The sequence below is a fragment of the Paenibacillus alkalitolerans genome, from assembly GCF_016482785.1.
Taxonomy (GTDB): Bacteria; Bacillota; Bacilli; order Paenibacillales; family YIM-B00363; genus Paenibacillus_AE; species Paenibacillus_AE alkalitolerans.
Window position 1 is genome coordinate 69,668 of sequence record NZ_JAEMXM010000010.1, and the last position, 13,927, is coordinate 83,594.

The 13,927-nt window shown below is 53.3% G+C and carries 10 protein-coding genes; 1 reads left to right on the plus strand and 9 read right to left on the minus strand.

Annotated elements, in window-relative coordinates; genetic code table 11:
* Window positions 1–8 precede the first annotated feature (8 nt).
* The 3 genes from JET16_RS16415 to JET16_RS16425 all read right to left on the minus strand — a co-directional run bounded on the left by JET16_RS16415 (window position 9) and on the right by JET16_RS16425 (window position 4,015).
* On the minus strand, window positions 9–1,412 hold the full coding sequence (locus tag JET16_RS16415; RefSeq protein WP_199617566.1) for an MBOAT family O-acyltransferase: 1,404 nt from the start codon (window positions 1,410–1,412) through the stop codon (window positions 9–11).
* Between the two features lie 164 nt (window positions 1,413–1,576).
* A complete protein-coding gene (guaA, locus tag JET16_RS16420; RefSeq protein WP_199617568.1) occupies window positions 1,577–3,115 on the minus strand; it encodes a glutamine-hydrolyzing GMP synthase in 1,539 nt (512 codons plus the stop codon).
* Between the two features lie 69 nt (window positions 3,116–3,184).
* A complete protein-coding gene (locus JET16_RS16425) occupies window positions 3,185–4,015 on the minus strand; it encodes an alpha/beta fold hydrolase (protein WP_199617569.1) in 831 nt (276 codons plus the stop codon).
* Window positions 4,016–4,460: 445 nt separating this feature from the next.
* Between JET16_RS16425 and JET16_RS16430 the strand changes: the two genes are divergently transcribed.
* Window positions 4,461–4,718: a MerR family transcriptional regulator gene (locus tag JET16_RS16430; protein ID WP_199617570.1), complete on the plus strand. Its 258-nt coding sequence runs from the start codon at window positions 4,461–4,463 to the stop codon at window positions 4,716–4,718.
* Window positions 4,719–4,797: 79 nt separating this feature from the next.
* Here the strand turns inward: JET16_RS16430 and JET16_RS16435 are convergent, their stop codons facing one another.
* The 6 genes from JET16_RS16435 to JET16_RS16460 form a co-directional block, all read right to left on the minus strand.
* Window positions 4,798–7,125, minus strand: coding sequence for a transglutaminase-like domain-containing protein (locus JET16_RS16435; RefSeq protein WP_199617571.1), 2,328 nt, complete (start codon window positions 7,123–7,125; stop codon window positions 4,798–4,800).
* The gene (locus tag JET16_RS16440; RefSeq protein WP_199617572.1) at window positions 7,085–8,245 is read right to left on the minus strand and encodes a DUF58 domain-containing protein; all 1,161 of its coding nucleotides are present in this window, start codon (window positions 8,243–8,245) and stop codon (window positions 7,085–7,087) included. The genes JET16_RS16435 and JET16_RS16440 overlap by 41 nt, the downstream gene beginning before the upstream one ends.
* Window positions 8,242–9,234, minus strand: a complete 993-nt coding sequence (locus JET16_RS16445) for an AAA family ATPase (RefSeq protein WP_199617573.1) — start codon at window positions 9,232–9,234, stop codon at window positions 8,242–8,244. Before JET16_RS16445 ends, JET16_RS16440 begins: the two co-directional genes overlap by 4 nt.
* A gap of 296 nt (window positions 9,235–9,530) precedes the next feature.
* Complete coding sequence (locus tag JET16_RS16450; RefSeq protein ID WP_199617574.1) at window positions 9,531–10,778, minus strand: MFS transporter; 1,248 nt, start codon at window positions 10,776–10,778, stop codon at window positions 9,531–9,533.
* 56 nt (window positions 10,779–10,834) lie between these two features.
* Complete coding sequence (locus JET16_RS16455; protein ID WP_199617576.1) at window positions 10,835–11,977, minus strand: winged helix-turn-helix domain-containing protein; 1,143 nt, start codon at window positions 11,975–11,977, stop codon at window positions 10,835–10,837.
* 670 nt (window positions 11,978–12,647) lie between these two features.
* Window positions 12,648–13,544 (minus strand): DMT family transporter, encoded by an 897-nt coding sequence (locus JET16_RS16460; RefSeq protein ID WP_199617578.1) that lies wholly within the window; start codon window positions 13,542–13,544, stop codon window positions 12,648–12,650.
* Between the last annotated feature and the right edge of the window lie 383 nt (window positions 13,545–13,927).

Genomic DNA, 13,927 nt, shown 5'->3' on the forward strand with positions numbered 1-13,927 from the left:
CTCTCCCCTCAAAAATTAAAATAAAGAAATTCGCTGATCCGGTTGAAATGCAGCAGAGCGAGCACCGCGGCAGCCGCCACAACAGCCGCTTGCCAAGGCGCCGGGCGGAATTTGGCGAACAGCTCGTTCGTGTTCGGCGCAAGCAGGGCGATTGCCGCCGCGATTGCGCCGCCCGCAAGCGTCAACACGACGGACGGGCTGTGCAGCTTATAGAGGATATCGATCCCGTTGAACCCGAACATGCCTCTAAGCACCTTGAGGGCGTCCCCGAATGTGTCCGCACGGAAAAACACCCACGTCACATTAACGAACATGAATGTGAGAAACCACGCGAACGGCCGCGGCATGGCGATGTTCAGCTTCGACCAGGCGCGGTGCCCGACGAGAGCGAATCCGTGAAGGAAACCCCACATAACGAACGTCCATCCGGCCCCGTGCCAAAATCCGCCGATTAAGAACGTCAGCATTAAATTCGTATACGTGCGCACTTCGCCGTTCCGGTTTCCACCAAGCGGGATATAGATGTAGTCGCGGAGGAACCGGCTTAACGTCATGTGCCACCGGCGCCAGAAATCTTGGATGGACAGCGATTTGTACGGCGAGTTGAAGTTGACCGGAAGCTTGATGTTGAACAAAAGCGCCGCACCGATCGCCATGTCCGTATATCCGCTGAAATCGAAGTAGAGCTGGAAGGTGTAGGCGAGCGAGGTGATCCATGCGTCCGTGAAGCCGAGCTTCGAAGCCGCATCGAAGCCTTCCGTCGCGATCGGCGCCAAATTGTCGGCGATCAGCACCTTCTTCGCAAGTCCGAGGGAAAACAGATAAACGCCAAGCGCCGCGTTGCGGTAGCGAAAGGTTTTGCCCGAGAGCTTTGCGAATTGCGGCATCATCTCTTTATGGTGAAGGATCGGACCCGCGATCAAGTGGGGATAGAACGTGACGAACAACACGTAGTTCACGATGTTGTATTCTTTCGCGAGGCCTCTATAGGCGTCAACGAGATAAGCGATCTGCGTGAACGTGAAGAACGATATGCCGAGCGGCAAAATAACGTGCAGCAGAGGAATGTCGGCCGGAACCAGCGCATTGTAGTTGGCGATGAAAAAATCGGCGTATTTGTAGTAACCGAGCAGTCCAACGTCTCCGATGACGCCTGCTGCCAGAATCCATTTCCTGAGTGACGGGTTGTCCCCCATCGTTCGGCTAAGCAGCGATCCTACTCCGTAGTTAAAAGCGATCGATGCCAGAAGCAAAGGCAGGTAAGCGATATTCCAGTAGCTGTAGAAGAACAGCGATGCGGCGGCAAGCCAAACATTGGCCGCTTTGACGAGCCGCCTCTTGTTCAGCAGAAAGTAACCCGTAACCGTGATCGGGAGGAATAGAAGAATAAACTGATATGAGTTGAACAGCACTGCCGGGCCTCTCCCCTATGTGGAATCTCAACAATTTTCGACACAAAGAGGCATTGTTCCTGCTTCTCGTAGCCTGCCGAAGGAAAAGATACACGTTCAAATTTTTCCAGAATTAAAAAAAGGACAGCCCGCAAAATCAGCTGTCCTGTAACGCTTAATTTGTGTTATTCCCACTCGATCGTGGCCGGCGGCTTGGAGGTAATGTCGTAGACGACGCGGTTGACATTCTCGACCTCGTTCACGATCCGGGTCGAAATCGTCTCGAGCACCTCGTACGGAATACGGGCCCAATCGGCGGTCATGCCGTCGATCGACGTAACCGCGCGTACGCCCACCGTATACGAATATGTGCGCGCATCGCCCATAACCCCGACGCTCTTCATATTCGGCAGCGCGGTGAAATATTGCCATATCTCGCGGCCAAGCCCCGCTTTAGCGATCTCTTCGCGCAATATCGCGTCCGACTCACGAACGATCGTCAGCTTGTCCTCCGTCACTTCGCCGAGCACGCGTATCGCAAGCCCCGGCCCCGGGAACGGTTGCCGCTGTACGATCTCCTCAGGCAGACCGCACGCTTCGCCGACTTTCCTCACTTCGTCCTTAAACAGCGCCTTCAGCGGCTCGACCAGTTTGAACTTCATATCTTCCGGCAGTCCGCCAACGTTATGGTGCGATTTGATCGTCTGAGCCGTCGCCGTACCGCTTTCCACGATATCCGTATACAATGTTCCTTGCGCCAAGAAATCAAAGTCGCCCAACTGCTCGGACTCTTCCTGAAACACGTATATGAACTCGTTGCCGATGATTTTGCGCTTTTGCTCGGGATCGTCAACGCCCTTCAGCTTGCCGAGAAACCGCTCCCTGGCGTCGATCTTCACAACGTTCATATCGAATTTGCCGGAGAATGTCTCCATTACGCTGTCGGCTTCGCCTTTGCGCAGCAGCCCGTGATCGATGAACATGCAAGTGAGCTGATCGCCGATCGCTTTATGGATGAGAACGGCGACTACGGATGAGTCGACGCCTCCGCTAAGCGCGCACAATACTTTGCGGTTCCCGACCTGCTCGCGAATGTCGCGCACCGTGTCTTCTATGAACGTGGTCATGCTCCACGTTCCGTCGCAGCCGCACACGTCAAACAGGAAGTTGCGGATCATTTCGTTGCCGTACGTGCTGTGACGCACCTCGGGATGAAACTGAACGGCGTAAAGATTGCGCTCCCGATGGCTCATCGCCGCAACAGGCGCGTGCTCGGTGCTTGCATCCACTTCGAATCCTTCAGGAAGCTCCGTAACAAGATCCGAATGGCTCATCCATACTTGCTGATCCGGTTTAAGCCCGGCGATCAGGCGGCAGCCTTCGTTGAAACGGACCGTCGCTTTGCCGTACTCGCGCTTTCCCGCCCGTTCCACCTTACCCTTGAGCTGATGGCTCATCATCTGCATTCCGTAGCAGATCCCGAGAATCGGAATGCCAAGATCGTATACGCCCGGGTCGACGAGCGGTGAATCATCGCCGTACACGCTCGCCGGGCCGCCGGAGAACACGATCCCTTTCGGCGCTAATTGCCGGATCCGCTCCGCGCTTGTGTTAAATGGGAGCAATTCGCTATACACGCCGAGATCCCTGATGCGGCGGGCGATCAATTGATTGTACTGGCCGCCGAAATCGAGAACGACCACAAGTTCGTTCGGTTTTTCCATTAGTACGTACAGCCTCCTACATATAATAGAGACTATTATACCCGAATCACGGTCATTCTCAACAGCTTGTTACTTCGAAATCTCCCTCAACCAATCCGACAAGACCCGATTGAATTCGGCAGGACGTTCCATATTGGCCAAATGCCCGCCGCCGGCTATAACCGCATACGCCGCGTCCGGGATCGCCTCAGCCATCGATCTTGCCGTTTCCGGCGGCGTGATTGCATCGTCTTCCCCAACAATGACAAGCGCCGGCACTTGAATATCGGGCAGCAGCTCCGTCATATCCGAACGGCCGGCCATGCCGAGCGCCGCTGCGGCGATGCCGGCTCCGGACGCATCCAGCATCATGCGCTCAACGGCGGCTGCAAGCTCCGGACGCTCATCCGGCGTCTTGGGCGAGAGCAGCTTTGTAAGCATTGCTTCCACCGCAACGACCGGACCGCGCTCCATCGCAGCCGCGGCCATCTTGCGCCGTCCCGCCCGCCCTTCTTCCGTATCCGCGCCCGCCCGCGTATCCGCCAGCACAAGTCCGGCGACGCGCTCGCGATGCCGCTTCATAAGCTCGAACGCTATGTAGCCTCCCATGGAGAAGCCGATCACTACCGCTTTATCGATGCCGAGCTTGTCCAGAAGCTCCGCCGCGTCGTCCGCGAATTGCGCCATCGTCACCGGCTCCGGCATGCGCCCAGGCCCGACTGCGGACGAGTTCCGCGAACCGCCGAATCCCCTTAAATCCGGAGCCACTACGCGCCGGGTCGATTTAAACTCCGTGAATTGCGGCTCCCACATCCCTTTGTGCAGCGGAAACCCATGAAGAAATAAAAGGGCCGCACCGGATCCCTCGTCGTATACTTCAAGCTCAATACCGTCTTTCATGCGAAGTTGTTTCAACGCCATCATTTTTCCCTCCTAAATGTTTATTGTACAAGTATGGCACACTTCCCCATGTTCAGACAAAAAAAAACGAGCCCTATACAGGGCTCCAATTGGGGAGTGAGATCAGGCACTCCGAAGCGTAAAACGCCCGGATCGACGGTAACATCATTCACGGCGGCACCTCAGCGAGGATATTGAGCCTCCGCTTGATAAACCTATCATACGATAACCGATACCGGAGTGCATAGTTCATTGTAAGCTTTTTTCACATGAAAAATGGACTTTGTTGCTCAAACCCTCGGTTTGTGGCATATTATATTACATATATCTTACCAAATTTTTTGTTATGTGATAAAATGTCCGCATATACCTTTACTTTAAGGCATGAAACATCACAGCATGGACTGCTGGCATGTTCGCCGCCGATATTCCGACTTTTGTTTTTGACGGGAGGTTGATGAACATTATGTCGTACCGTGACAAAAAAGTGATCTCCATCGGCTTGGTCAGCGAAATTACGGGACTGTCCGTAAGAAAAATCCGATATTATGAAGAACGGAAGTTGATCTTCCCGGAACGATCTAAGGGAGGAACGAGAAAATACTCATTCGCTGACGTTGAGAGGTTAATTGACATCGCCAATCACATCGAAGACGGGCTGCAAACTTACGAGATCAAACGTATGGAGGCGAAACGGCTGCGTGCGCAAACGCAACCGTTGTGAATAGGATTCTGCAATCGAGCAGCATACCCTTCAATCAGGACGCCGGAATCCTGAATGAAGGGTATTTTTCTTTCCGCAATTACGAGCCGGACACTTTGCGCCACACTTCTTCCAGCCACTGACGCGTTGCCCGCCGGCCGGTTCCGCCTCCGAAACGAACGAGCTCGTCATATTGCAGAAGCTCCTCCAGCGCTTTTCTGCCGTGCGGAGGCAGTCCCGCGACGTACTCCCGAAGCGTGCAGGATACGGACCTCTGCCCGTAACGTCTATACATCCTTGTCCAGAACGCGTCCAACCGCGCAATCGCAGCAGCGGAAGCAGGGTCCCGCCGCATCGAAGGTAACCGCGGTCCTCGGCGTGAAGCGGATAATTTTACGATGAGCGGAGCCGCCGCCGCGATAATCCCAATGCCTGCAAGCCCGATCATGGCCGCGGGCAGCCTTCCGTCTTCCGCTACGGCCGCATCGTATTGACGCTTCAAGCGTTTCGCTGCGGCCGCCGTTTCGTTCCATATGTTCGAAGCTTCGGTCAACCAGCCGGATGCGCGGGCAAACCATTCGTCCTGCGTCGATGCCGTGGCCGCGGGCGCGGCCGCGATAGAATTCATCTCATTACCGGACGGCTCATCGAATTGCGCACCCGTTCCCGCCGTTTGCTCATCCGCAGAGACCATATTCACCGCCTCCCCTCCAAAACCGGGTGTCGCTTCGAAAGGAACCCAACCAGCACCGGGAAAATACACCTCCACCCATGAATGCGCGTCTTTGTTCCGAACCACGTATGTTCCGGCATTGTCCGCATCCGGCGTTCCCGGAGCAAAGCCTTTCACCCATCGCGATTCTATGCCGATGGACCGGAGCAGCACGACCATGGCGGTGGAAAAATGGTTGCAATACCCCGCGCGCCGCTCAAACAAAAACGTATCCGCGAAATCGGCGCCGCGAGGCGGCAATTCCGTATCCAGCGTGTACGTGTAGCTTTCGTGCAGAAACCGCTGGACCGCCGATACTCGCAGCAACCGGTTATCCGGCACTTCCTCTACGATTTGCTCGGCCAACTGTTTTACTCTGGCGGGCAAGCCGTCCGGCAATTGAAGATTGCGCCGCGTTATTTGTTCCGGTACGGTGCCGCGATCCGACAACAGCGTCTCCCAATCTCCTTTGCCCGCCGACGCTTCGAACGCGTATGAAGAAAGCTCTACCGTATTGGTTCCGACGTAATACGAACCGGTTTCTTCGTCGTGGCGGATATGTATCTCGGAGACGCTTTCGCCGTCTCGCGAAGTGAGCTCCGTAAAGCGAAGCACGGAGCCGCCGGCGAACACGAATCGGGAAAAGCTTTCGTCGACGACGGCAATACGTTGAGAAATCGCCGTGTCCGCGGCCGGGTCCCCCGCTGCGCCGCCGGCTTGAAACATTGTGCCGCCGTCGGATAATGCGCTTTTCCGCCATCCCCTGCCGGTGTATATGTCTTTCGACTCTCCGCGCCAATACGACGGTTGCGACGAGCGGGCGACGAACGCTACCGAATCGTCGGCCGTTACCGGCGCTCCGAGATTTCCGTCATATGAGCCGTACCCTGTTTTCGCTTCGGCCGTAAATGACAACCCGTCGATCGCCGCTTTGCCCGCCCATTGCACAACAGGCTCCAAACTAACCGGCTCGACCGTCTTGGGCAGCGACGCCGATAACGCGTAACCTCCGCCGAGGACAACCGCTCCCAGCACCGCTCCCGCCGCCGCGCTTGCCGCAAGCGACCGTTTGCCGCCGGCAAAGCCGAAGCCCGACAATAATTCCCACTTCGGTCCGTTCAGCACCGCCAGCATCATCAGACCCCATGCCGCCGCCCTGATCAGCCCCTCATTCGTGTCGATCCCCGGCCATAATTGCAGAAGCAGCAAAAATCCGACCGTAGCGCCGACAAACCAGACGCCTTGACCGCGTTCGGTCACAATGCGCTGAACGGCATATACCAAAGCCGCCCACCCAAGCAAGAAGACGAACGTTCTCGATTCCGGACTTAGTGCGAACAATTCGGCATTCAGAAGGCGCTGAAGGTCGTTCTCGGCGATGCTTGCGGCCTGCCGCCACCAAGTATGCGAAGCGAGCGCATCAGGCCGAAACCAATAACCGATCCAACCGGCCGTGAATACGGCCTTCAACGGCCAGCCAATCCAACCGGTAACACGCAGTGCGTCAATGAGCAAATAGGCTCCGACGGCCCATATAAAGGGATTCAACCTGTGTATATCCGTCAACTCCGCCATCGCCGTCAGCGGCCGCAGCCACTCCCAGAAAAGCAGGAAAATAAAAGCGGAGACGATCAAGTTATACGGTAATGAGCTTCCGCCCCGATGCGGGCTGTCCTCAAAATGACGAAGTTCGATCGACTCTGTCCGTTTCAACATAGACACCTCCTGACTTTTCAAGCTTCACCACACGGCAGCCGGATCTAGCGATCCATTCCAATGCCGCCCGTTCGCGTTCGCTCGCTCGCGTTCCCAGACTTACAAAGATATAGACGACATGCGTTCCCCGCGCACGCAAATCCCGGCACAAGACAACCGCGTCGCCGTCCGCCGACGGACTGACGATAACGATCGATGTTTCAGGACCGAAAGCGGCCGATTTTCGAGCCGCATCCGCGAAAGATGTCCCTACGTAGGGTTCAAGCGCTGCGAACCGGTAAGCCCAAGAGGCATTCCGTGACCGAGCCGACCCGTCCCACACGCCGAACGAGAGGCGATGCCTCGTCAGAGCGGCGCAGACGCCTGCAGCCGCTTCCGCACACAAATCGAGAAGCGCTTTGGAATCGTCCCCGCGCCCGGATACCGTTGCATCCACCAGCACCGCCGCGTCCCGAATTGTTCCATGGTCCTCCGGCGATCTGACCATCCATTGCCCGGTTCTCGCCGCCGTCTTCCAAACGATGCTTTTCACGGGATCGCCGTCGCGAAACGGACGTACGCCGCCGTAACGGTCCTCTTCGGAGAGCGGCAGCAGCGCTCTCTCCGCGGCCGCGTCAAACAAGAAAGGCTTGGGAGCGGCAACCGCTTCGTCCGCAGGCATCGGAACGCGAAGCTTTCTCGTCACGATACCGAACGGGTCTCCCGTCCACAACTCCAAATGCTCGAAACGGTATACTCCGCGTTCCGGCAGCGGCAGTAAATAACGATACTTGAGCTCATCGCCCAGCCACGGTCCGCACAAGCGGTCATGACGCCAACCGCCCGCCCGGTCCCTCACGGCGACCCATGGGAGCGGCAGCGGAAACGGACGCCGCAAAGTGACTTCCACCGCCGCTTCGTCGCCCGCCGTGAATGTCGCGGGCACGGCCGGACCCCCGTCTTTATATACGATCCGGGTTGCTTTGACACCGCGCAAACCGATCCATCCCGCAATAATGCCGTATATGCATAACAGACTATAAGCAAAGAATACGAAACCGAATGCAAAGCCGCGTTGATATGCGTACGCCGCCCCTAAAAGCACCCATACCGCGGCCGCAGCCCACCCGTATATTTTCATCTGGCGACGCCCCCGAACGATGCGGGCGATGCGGGCACCGGCGTTTCGCGCACGATGCGGCGGAGCGCCTCTTCCGCCACTACGCTGGCATAGGAAGCTTCCGGGCGCACGACAAGCCGGTGAGCCAGCACCGGCCCGGCAAGCGCCTTCACATCGTCGGGGACGACGAACCCCCGTCCCCGCAGCAGCGCCTGCGCCTGCGCCGCGCGCAGCAGCGCCAGCGACGCGCGCGGACTCGCCCCGAGCGAAAGCTCGGGCGACCGGCGCGTCGCATGCACAAGCAGTACGATGTACTGCTTGATGGAATCGTCGGCGTGCGTCAACGCCGCCTGCCGCTGCAGCTCGCGCAGCTCCTCCAGGGAGAGCAGCGCTCGCGTTTCGGCGCTTGACATCGCGCCGTCCGCCCGGTTAAGCAGCGCGGTCTCTTCCGCCGCCGTCGGATACCCGAGCCGGATCTTCATCAGAAACCGGTCGAGCTGCGCTTCCGGCAGCGGGTATGCGCCTTCGAAGCCGAGCGGATTTTGCGTCGCCAGCACGACGAACGGCTCCGGGAGCGCATACGTCTCCCCGTCGACCGTCACATGGCGCTCCTCCATCGCTTCAAGCAGCGCCGATTGCGTCTTCGGCGACGTACGGTTCAGCTCGTCCGCCAACACGATGTTCGCCATAATCGGCCCCGGCCGAAACTCGAACGTCTCGAGCGCTTTCTTGTACACCGAGACGCCGGTCACGTCTGACGGCAGCAAATCCGGAGTGCATTGAATTCTACCGAATGTGCATCCGAGCGCCTTGGCCGCCGTTTTTGCGAGAAGCGTTTTGCCGACTCCCGGCACGTCTTCCAGCAGCACATGTCCTCCGCAAAGAATAGCTATTAGAATTTGCTCTATCGACTCTCTCTTTCCGATTACAATTCTTTCGATATGACGAACGACACCCTCAAGCAGCGCTTGAGGGCGGTCCCACAACACATTTTCGCGCGGCGCTCTCATAAACGTACTCCTCCCACCGAAATCCATAGGTTTTACGTTTATTGTGCCCGGTCTGCGAATCTTTTAGACATTTCTACTAAGCAGCGCCGCGTAATAACTTAAAAATTTGAAACTATTATCCCGCAGCTGCCCGCAAACCCCCAAATAACTTCAAAAATTGAAACTATTTTTTCTAAAGCGACCAGCAAGCTAGACAATTCAAGAAATAATTTCAAAAAATGAAACTATCACGCCAGAAACGCATCATTTTTCAAAAATAACTTCAATAAATGAAACTAATACGTTCACCTTTCGGGTTATGAGACTGAAACTGGTGTTTCTTTCCCGCGTTCTTTCACACCTACCACCGCCAGGCGGTAAACCGCGGCCAAACATACCATCGCCGCACCGGCGAATATAAACACCCATCCCGTGCCGACCCATGCGGCCGCTAATGCGCCCAAAACCGGCGCAATCAGCATCGAGACTGTCTGCAACGAGTTGGAAAGCGCTGAAATCGGACCGATCGTATCGTCGGTAGATTCCGTTTGTAAGATGTATCCGAACGGAGTCGCGCTTTGCGCGCCGCAAAAGCCTAGCATTATACACAACGGAATCCATAGCCAGAGCGTATTCGGCAGCCACCCCGCAGGCCCCAAACCCGCGACGGCAATGAGGATGCCGGAAACGAAGCCGGCCGATATCATGTGCGTCAACGGCTTATGCTTCCAACCGCTCCATTGTCCCGCAGCCAACGCCCCGGCCACGCTCCCCGCTCCGACTGCGCCGATGAGCAGCCCGAAGTGCGCTTCGTTCATTCCCGCTTCTTTGGTGAGCATGACGAACAAGCCGTCATACAAGAAGATCAAGAAGAAGATTATGGCTGCGTACACAATTGCAGCTTTCAATACCGGCCGGCGGGCAATATGAGTCCACGCCTCGCGGAGGCTGCTTTTCTCTTTGATAATTGTCTCGTCCTTGTTCGTCCATTCCGGCATGCCGGACAGAACCGATGCGGAAACCGCATATAACACCGCACCGATGAGAAAAGGCGTCCATTCGCCGATCCATCCGATCAAAGCTCCGCCTGCCATCGGCCCGATAATCTTCGTCAAGTTTACCGACATTTGGCTTAACGAAGACGCCTGGGCCATCGCTCCCGGTTCCACCAACCGTTTCACGGCGGTTTGTCTTACCGGATCGAACACGGCGCTTACGCACATTTTTAGAAACACTAACAACAGCAACACCGGAAGGGAGGGCGCCCAAACCATCCCCAACACAATGACAGCCCGCAAACAATCGCATACTACAAGCACCTTCTTTCCGGACAAGCGCCCTGCGCGCACACTCATCAACGGTCCGACAACGACCCAAGGAACGCCTATGCAGACGGACAATAAGGCAATCGCCATCGACCCGTAACCCCACGTGTATACGATTAAAGCGCTCAGTGCGACAAAATCGATCCAATTGGCGAAGTCCGACAGCGCCTGCCCGATGAATAACCGGCGAAATGCCCGGATACGCAGCGGTGCCCATATTTGTTCTCGCGACAATTCCATAATAAAAAACCTCCGGCATTTTTCTTCCAAAGTAACGTACCTTTGTCAGAGCAATATCAGAAGCTTCCCAAATGAGTCTGCAATTGTTGCCTGATCAGGCCTTCCATCTCACTCAACCCGATATGACGCGAAAAGCGGTCCCATTCCTTCTCGTACTTTTCCAGAATCCCGCCCCATTGTTCGGCCTGCGCAAAAGAAATCAAAGTATGAAGCCCGCTCATCAAATGAGGCAGAAAACGCGAGCGTTTCAAAATGTCCAAGCCTTGATCGATACATTGCAATGCTTCATGCGGGTTCTTCCCGTACATCGCTATTCCTTTTAAAATATTAAATTGCCCCTGCTCCCGCTGATACGGAAATTGTTCCAACCGTTCCTCCGCCTGTTTGATATCCGCACCGATCTGTTTCCAGTTTCGAATACGCAGGTCATACTCCAGCTTCAAGTTGGCGGCATAAGGAATGAGACCGTCCCATCCGTTCTGTTCGATTTCCAGCGACAAGGCATCGAGTTTCGCCTTCGCTTTGTCGTATTCGCCCCAGTCCATAAGCATGTATATGAGAATGTAGTTTTCCAACTCATTGTGCCATACGGAAGGGAGTATTTTGCACCGCAGCGCCGTTTCCACATATTTGCGGTTCTCATTAGGATTCATATGTTGATAGATATTCAGAAGAAAAAATGCCCGTTCGGCAAACGTTGCCTGGTCTTCCTCCACCAGAAAGCGCAGGTCCCCTTCCATAAACCGGATCAACAGTTGATAGGTTAAATCTATGTCAAATCCGAATACGTCCTTATTCCGGTACAACGTTAACAGCGCATCGCCTCTACCATACCTGACAAAGGCGGTGAAAATGTTTCGCATATCTTCTGTAAACGAAGGGACATGATGCAGCGGATTATCTGTGTGCCCCGGCACCTTTGCCGCAAAACGATAACCGGAGCTTCGGACCGTCTCAATCCTGATCATAGGATCCCATAGTGCAAGTTTTTTTCGCAACCGGTACACATGATCGTCTACCGTCCGATCGGTCGGAAACTGCAGCGGCCATACGGCATGCAGCAATTGCTCCCTCGATAACGTCTGACCGGAATGCCGGTGCATGAACTCCAACAGTTCGAACTCTTTCGGCAGCAGAGCGACGGATTGGCCGTTCCATGTTACAGAGAATGTTCCCTTGTCAAATTCGATACGATTCATAAGTGTAAGGACCTCTGACGTTCCATTATATCTTCCTTTCTTAAGAACAGACTTCAATCAAACTGCGTGTAATTCATGTCTCCCCATACGAGCCACTCCGTTCCAACGCGCTGAAGGTCCATAATTTGTTCTCGCAAGCAGAAGACAATAGCAACAATAGCGCGCAAAATGCGACAAGAATCTTCTTCATTCGTGCATCCATCCAATCCAGATCTACTTACCCCACCATCAAAAGCGTTGCGATATCTTATTCAGCCAAAATATAAAGACGAGAAATACACTGGAACCCGTCGCTATACTCTTACTTTTATTTAGTTTCATTCAATTCTTACAAAACAGGCGACTTTTTCACACTATCACCAGGTGCACTAATTGTGAATATCATTTTTAACAGTCCAATCCCTGAATATAGAGCGTACGAGACGAAATGTTCATCCCTCTCCCTAACGAGTGTTAGTTCATGGTACGAAAAGAACAGATAATTCTTGCTTCTTATGCTTTCAAGCTCAAGTTTGGAGTTTTTGTTCGTTGCCGATACTTCTTGTTTGGAAACCCAATCTTCAAAATCTGAAGTGTTAGGATTAGTCCACATTAAGCGGCAACAGCCCTTTAATTTAACGAACAAAAAACGGCTGCCGAAAAGCAACCGTAATTCCACTATCGTTACCCGTTAGCTTAACAATCGGTTTTTCCTAGAAGGATTTTTCATCTTTGTGCTTACTTCACTAATAAACGTTGATCCCAGTAACAGGACAGCACCTAATATTTGAACCAATGTCATCCTTTCGCCTATCACTAGAGCTGAAATCAATAATGATGTTAGGGGATCTACATAACTTAATATGGCGATGCTTTGACCTTCCAGACCTTTCATTCCTGAAAAGAATAGGTAGAATCCCACGCCTGTATGCAGGATACCCAAAATCAAAATAAGGATAACGGAATTGCTTGATATCTGAAATAATCCTAATTTCTCTTCAGTAATAAAAAGGTAAGGAATTAACAATACCGAGGATAATAATAATTGTGAGAATGTGATTTCTATTCCATTCATGTTTCTAATAAATTTATTGGTAATTGTCAGGATTGCATAGAAAGTTGCCGCAATGAGTCCATAGACAATACCAAGCAAATGATTGCCGTGTTCATCGCTTCTGCCGCTCTGCAAAATTAATATCAACCCGAAGAGGGCTGCACAGACACATAATACTTTTTTGAGCGAGAGTTTTTCTTTAAGCACAATAGGTGACATAACGATAACCAAAACGGGAGCAAAATAGTAGCTTAAAGCGGCATTTGCGATTGTCGTTTCCTTGTAAGACTGAAAGAGAAAGATCCAATTCCCGCTCAAGGAAATGCTTGCGAGTAACAATGCAAGAGCATTCTTTTTCATGTTATGCCAAGATACTTTAATCTTGGTTAAGACGCAGACAATGAATAATAATAAACTGCCAATCAGACTCATTAATAAAGCTATTTCACTTGAGCTCAATTCAATATACTTTGCGAAAACTCCAACTGCACCAAAGATGATCATGGACAATACAAAATAAATTTTTTCTTTCAATTTTTTTCCCGCTTTCTACTAATATGATGGTGAGACCAATGAAACTAGTCTGCCCTTTCATACAGTAGAATCTACGGAAAAGGACCAGCAAAATTAATGTAGTACCTTGACAGTAGATTCTACTGCTTGCGGTACTACCGGGGGTGCAATAAAGTTATACATCTATATCCCTCCTGCATGGACTTATGCAATTATACCACAGATGGAAACCAATACAGTCTAGATAATTATCCGAAAATTTGTTGTACTAATCTGCCCGTCCCTCGGTTTAGTTTAGCGAGGTTGACATATGTAATGTCACTACATTTGTTTCGTTTGAGTACAATGTCGGATCTTTTGTATCGCAGACCCACGAACCGAAAGTGCCGACATAAATGGGAAAA